The organism is Carboxylicivirga sp. M1479 (assembly GCF_007097485.1).
Classification (GTDB): domain Bacteria; phylum Bacteroidota; class Bacteroidia; order Bacteroidales; family Marinilabiliaceae; genus Carboxylicivirga.
In genome coordinates, this window is the sequence record NZ_VKDE01000061.1 from 1 (window position 1) to 5,638 (window position 5,638).

General features: G+C 37.7%; 6 protein-coding genes and 1 pseudogene. All 7 read left to right on the forward strand.

All coding sequences use genetic code 11. The features are described from left to right. Positions 1–126 (forward strand): annotated as a pseudogene (locus FNN09_RS20615) (IS1595 family transposase); the annotation flags it as partial. Positions 127–154: 28 nt separating this feature from the next. Further along, positions 155–2,857 carry a glycoside hydrolase family 2 TIM barrel-domain containing protein gene (locus FNN09_RS20620; protein ID WP_143304385.1) on the forward strand — a complete coding sequence of 901 codons (2,703 nt, stop codon included), beginning with the start codon at positions 155–157 and terminating at the stop codon, positions 2,855–2,857. 27 nt (positions 2,858–2,884) lie between these two features. Continuing rightward, positions 2,885–3,019 (forward strand): hypothetical protein, encoded by a 135-nt coding sequence (locus tag FNN09_RS21500; RefSeq protein WP_255434210.1) that lies wholly within the window; start codon positions 2,885–2,887, stop codon positions 3,017–3,019. A 38-nt stretch (positions 3,020–3,057) separates the two neighbouring features. After that, a complete protein-coding gene (locus tag FNN09_RS21240) occupies positions 3,058–3,234 on the forward strand; it encodes a hypothetical protein (RefSeq protein WP_185969090.1) in 177 nt (58 codons plus the stop codon). A 135-nt stretch (positions 3,235–3,369) separates the two neighbouring features. Then, entirely contained in the window at positions 3,370–3,609 is a 240-nt protein-coding gene (locus FNN09_RS20625) for a hypothetical protein (protein WP_143304386.1), read from the forward strand. 106 nt (positions 3,610–3,715) lie between these two features. Continuing rightward, a complete protein-coding gene (locus FNN09_RS20630; protein WP_143304387.1) occupies positions 3,716–5,239 on the forward strand; it encodes a sulfatase in 1,524 nt (507 codons plus the stop codon). A gap of 142 nt (positions 5,240–5,381) precedes the next feature. Continuing rightward, positions 5,382–5,638 (forward strand): sulfatase-like hydrolase/transferase (locus FNN09_RS20635; RefSeq protein ID WP_143304388.1); only part of this gene is annotated, 257 nt, incomplete at its 3' end.

A 5,638-nucleotide genomic window follows, 5' to 3' on the forward strand; every position in this document is an offset into this window, starting at 1 on the left:
GTATTCAGGTACAATAGAAGAACCTCTAAAAGCAGAGGCTTGCTATTTATGCGACTACTTGAGCAGGCTGTTATTACAGAACCTGTGACATACGATAAAATTATAAAAGAAAATCACGGGTGTTGATGAGATACCCCATTTAAAATAAAATACAATGAAACAAGTGATAGTGTTAGTGCTGTTGTTCATAGCAAGTAACCTAGTAGCACAGAATAAAATATTAGAACCTGAGTATTCAGTAGCAGGATTCTTTGAAGTTCCCAATTCGGGCAGAGAGGTGTTTGACTTTAATGTAGGGTGGCATTTTTATAAGGGAGCGATTAAGGGAGCGGAAGCAGTAGATTTTGATGATTCAAATTGGGATGTTGTAACTACACCGCACGGCTTGGAGTTAAATTCCACACAGGCAAGTGGTAATAATCATTATCAAGGTGAAGCATGGTATCGAAAACATTTTACAATTCCAGAAGGAATTGGACAAAAAAAGATGTTTATCCACTTTGAAGCTATAATGGGTAAGAGCAAGGTGTGGTTAAACGGTGAACTATTAGCAGAACACTTTGGCGGATATCTTCCTTTTGGTATTGATATATCGAGCAAAGTTAAGAAAGGTGAAAAAAACATCTTGTCAGTATGGGCCGACAATAGCGATGATCCCAATTATGCGCCAGGTAAGCCTAACAAAAGGATGGATTTTAACTACTTTGGTGGTATATACAGAGATGTATGGTTAGTAACAACAAGCAATACATATATTACAAATCCAAATTATGTAAATAAAACTGCCGGAGGTGGTTTGGCCGTTCATTATCAGAATTTAAGCGAGAAGCAGGTGGATGTAATTGTACAAGCCGACATTGCAAATGATGAATCGTCCATCAACTCAGTGCTTGTTCTGTATACCTTAAAAAGTAAAGATGGAAGGGTTCTTGCTAAGAAGCTTGAGAAAGCCAGTATACCAGCCTCTTCTTCAAAGCAAGTAAAAACCACACTCAAGCTTAAACAGCCTGAACTTTGGTCTCCAAAAAATCCCTATTTGCACAATCTGGAAGTATCGATATTAACCAAGAACAAAGTAATATTAGATGGTGTAAAGCAAAAAATAGGCATACGCAAAATAGAATTTCGTGGCAAGGACGGCTTTTATTTGAATAACAAAGCTTATGAAGAAAAACTAATAGGTTCAAACCGACACCAAGATTATGGATACATTGGCAACGCCTTGCCAAATTCAGGACAATGGAGAGATGCTATAATACTTAAAGAAGCCGGCTGTAATGTTGTACGTGCCGCTCACTATCCAGCCGATCCTGCATTTATGGATGCCTGTGATGAGTTGGGATTGTTTTTCATTGAAGCTACACCTGGCTGGCAGTTTTGGAATAAGACAAATCCTTTGTTTGAGCAAAGAATATACGAGGATATTAAAAACATGGTTCGCCGTGACAGAAACCGTGCATCTGTACTTATGTGGGAGCCTGTTTTAAATGAAACTCGCTACTCTGAAAGTTTTGCTAAAAATGCACACGATTTAGTTCATACTGAAGTACCTGGGGGCAATGCATTTACAGTTTGTGATGGTCATGCTATCGGAAATAAATATTACGATGTGCTATACTCCCACCCGTTTAAAAGAGGGTTTTATAATAGACTGGTTCCCAATACGCCTGAAAATAACAAAGCAGATGCCCTTAATTATGATGACGAAGACCGTTGTTTCTTTACCAGAGAGTGGGGCGATTGTGTTGACGACTGGGGAGCTCAAAATTCACCAAGCCGTTGTGCACGTAGATGGGGAGAAAATGCCCAGATGGTTCAGGCCATCCATTATGCAAATCCACCTTATAGGTACACTTCCTTAGAAGCTCTTGCCAATACTCCTCGACAACATATTGGTGGTACTTTATGGCATGGTTTCGATCACCAAAGAGGCGGTCAGCCCGAACCTTTCTATGGTGGGCTTACAGATGTTTTTCGTCAGACAAAATACTCTTATCAATTGTTTAAGAGTCAGTTAAAGCCCAATGATGATGAGCCTTTTATATACATTGCGAATGAAATGACCCCTTTTTCACCATCCGACATACCAGTATTTACCAATTGTGAAGAGGTAAGATTGATAAAGTATCAAAGAGATACTTTGAGTATAAGGCCCGACAGGGAAAAGTTCAAAATGAACAGTCCAATCGCTATCTTTAAAGATGAATTTTATTTTGCCGATCTAAAAAACCTTAATCGCAGTGGAAAAAAGAAATTTGCCTATTTGGAAGCTCAGGGGCTGATAGATGGGGAGGTTGTAGTTAGCACTAAAAGGGTGCCTTCATCGCGAACAAAAAAGGTGAAGCTGGAATTAGCGCACAAAAACATTTCATTAGTTGCTAATGGTTCAGATATTATTACAATCATAGCTTCCGTAGTGGATGAAAATGGAGTAGTTGAGCGATTAAATAATGATGTAATAAAATTTGAAATAGAAGGGGAAGGCAAAATTATTGGTGATCAAACTATCATGGCCAATCCTGTAAAGATACATTGGGGTACAGCTCCTCTTTTAATACAATCCACTACCCAAAGTGGTGAAATAAAAATAAAAGCCTCTGTTTTAGAGGAGGGCATAAATAATATTAGTCGTGGAGAAATTAGTTTTTCATCCATACCAGCAAGGGTTCCGCTTGTATTTACTGATAACCCTAAAGTAAAACAGGGGCTTCAGGATAAAGAAGGGAATTCTGCAGAGAGCAGTACTGTAGATGAATTGAAGAATAAAGTTCTATTGTTGGAAAAGGAACTTAATGAAATAAAACTAAAGAAAGTAGATAAACAGCAGGAAGTTTTTGAAGGTGGAGGTGAGCATTAAGCTCACCATTACCATTATTAAAAAACAATGGTTATTCCTGATATTACAAGAGGAAAATGGAAGACGAATAATCCTGTAGAGTTAACGCTTAAGGGCGGTGGTACAACAGGTGTACGTATCCATAAAGACGCTGATTCAGGTAAGCAAATGGACGTTCACTAAAAATATAAAAATTATCATAAATCTATTAACACACAAGCATGAAGATATTTAGTCTGATTCTCTTTGTTTTATGTTGGTTCACCTCTGTTCAGGCACAGCACGGTGAGCCTCCCGTTATTGCTCCTTTTAAAAAACTGGATACTTATTGTACCAACGATTGGTGGAATGATGCTGCGAAAGCGGCTAATAACCAAAAGAAAATGTTTTTATGGTAAATGTGTGGCAATGGTGCAAACAAGCGAATTAGCCGGTGAAATCAAACTAAGTGTCAGCTCTGGTAATCTGAAAAGTGGTGAAGTTATTTTAAAGTCGCATTAGTTCATTGTGATGAATTGACTAACGTAATTAAAATGATTAGAAATATAAAATTGAAAGTTTATAAAACAGGTATAGCATGCCTGGTTACGATTATGGTGACTTTTAGTGCGTGCAAAACAAACTCAACTGGAAAAAGTAAAGAACTTGTGCAACCCAATATTATCTACATTTTGGCCGATGATTTAGGCTATGGCGAATTGGGCTGTTATGGTCAGGAGAAAATAGAAACACCCTTAAATAATGTCGTAATTAGTCATCTGAGATTCGAGTAATTACTTAGTGCGTTATGCAGGAGGTACGTTCTCTGGTATTCGAAACAATTTATAAGCAGGTTAGTGTCTATGTATAGTCTGCATTAACATTAATAAAATTTATTTAATGATTTATAGGTTAAGTTGGCTTGTTCTTTTGTGTATCTTATTTGGGTGTAAGAGCAAAATCGCTGAATTGGAAGAGTGCCCCAACATAGTTGTTTTTTTAGTGGATGATATGGGGTTAATGGATACATCAGTACCATTTTTAACAGATAGTAATGGATTGCCTAAAAAGGAAGCGTTAAACGACTATTACCGAACTCCTAATATGGAAAGACTTGCAAAGCAAGGCATCCGTTTTTCTAATTTTTATGCCCATTCGGTCTGCTCACCGTCCAGAATAGCCCTTTTAACTGGTCAGAATTCGGCGCGTCATAGAGCAACAAACTATATTGACCCAAAATTCAATAACAAGGGGAAGTATGGCCCGGCTGAATGGAATTGGTCCGGGCCGGATGCTAACGCCTTAACCTTACCTAAATTATTACAACAAGCCGGTTATAAGACCATTCACATTGGTAAAGCCCACTTTGGACCTGTAGCTAGTTATGCAGAAAATCCAATAAATCTGGGTTTTGATGTTAATATTGGTGGGAATTCATTCGGTCGTCCTGGCAGCTACTACGGAGAAGATGGATACGGGCATATAAACGGTGCTAGAAACAGGGCTGTTCCCGGTTTAAAAAAGTATCATGGTACAGATACCTTTTTAACGGAAGCCTTAACGCTTGAAGCGAAGGCTGAAATTACCAAAGCGAAATCAGAAGGGAAACCATTTTTCCTGCATATGGCTCACTATGCAGTGCATGCACCGTTTCAATCAGATCCGCGTTTTGCAGCGAATTATAAAACATCTGGTAAATCAGAAAAAGCAAAGGCTTATGCAACACTCGTAGAAGGCATGGATAAATCATTAGGCGATATTATAAATCACATTAAGGATTTGGGATTAGGAAAGAATACTTTGGTATTGTTTATTGGGGATAATGGCTCTGATGCGCCTATAAAGAAGGAAAATGGCTATAGTAGTTCGGCCCCTTTAAAAGGAAAAAAAGCAATGTGCTGGGAAGGTGGTGTAAGGGTGCCATTTATTGCTGCATGGCTTGATCAAAGCCACGAGAGTTCATGGCAAAAAGAGTACCAAATTGTACCAAATTCAATTCAACAACAAATAGGTAAAATTACTGATATATTCCCAACCATTTGTAATATAGCCGGTGCTCGTATTCCTAAACACCACATTATTGATGGTGATGATTTAAAAATACAGTTGGGAGGACAAATCAATGCTAATCGGTCCTTAACATTCTTAAATCACTTCCCCCATAAACATCGCTCAAGCTACTTTACAAGTTTGATTAAAGGGGATTGGAAGATTATATATCATTATCCGATAGATAATAAGGATTTTTATGAATTATTTGACTTAGAAAACGATCCATTTGAGACTGATAATTTAGCTAAGGATAACACAAGTAAACTTTACGAAATGGCCTTGGAGTTACAGAATGAACTGCGTAAAAAAGAGGCGCTCCATCCTGAGATAACAGGAGAAGTGATAAATATCAGGTTACCCTTTAAAGAATAAAGAAATAAAAACTTTATGGGTGCCTGAAAGGCATTAAACTGTCCATCCTTACTCATTCAAAGAGAGTTAAGGAATACGATATTAGGGAATAATAAAAGAGTAGATCCTTACTTAATAATTATCTGTTTAGCAGGAATATATTATGAAATTTACAAAACATAGTCAGCGCTTATTACTTGCATTTGTTATACTTATTCACTTTTCTTGTGGAAATATAAAAAGAAAAAAACCTTTAGAACAACACCCAAATATAATTCTAATTAATATTGATGATATGGGATGGCGTGATGTCGGTTTTATGGGCTCTGAGTATTACGAAACCCCCAACCTGGATGCCTTAGCTGCAGAAGGTATGATCTTCACCAATGCCTATGCCTCAGCTTCGAATTGTGCGCCAAG

Excerpts from the sequence above, each read along its gene's own strand:
- FNN09_RS21500 (WP_255434210.1), top strand. The coding sequence starts at position 2,885 with ATGGTTATTCCTGATATTACAAGAGGAAAATGGAAGACGAATAATCCT.
- FNN09_RS20630 (WP_143304387.1), top strand. The coding sequence starts at position 3,716 with ATGATTTATAGGTTAAGTTGGCTTGTTCTTTTGTGTATCTTATTTGGG.
- FNN09_RS20625 (WP_143304386.1), top strand. The coding sequence starts at position 3,370 with ATGATTAGAAATATAAAATTGAAAGTTTATAAAACAGGTATAGCATGC.
- FNN09_RS20620 (WP_143304385.1), top strand. The coding sequence starts at position 155 with ATGAAACAAGTGATAGTGTTAGTGCTGTTGTTCATAGCAAGTAACCTA.
- FNN09_RS21240 (WP_185969090.1), top strand. The coding sequence starts at position 3,058 with ATGAAGATATTTAGTCTGATTCTCTTTGTTTTATGTTGGTTCACCTCT.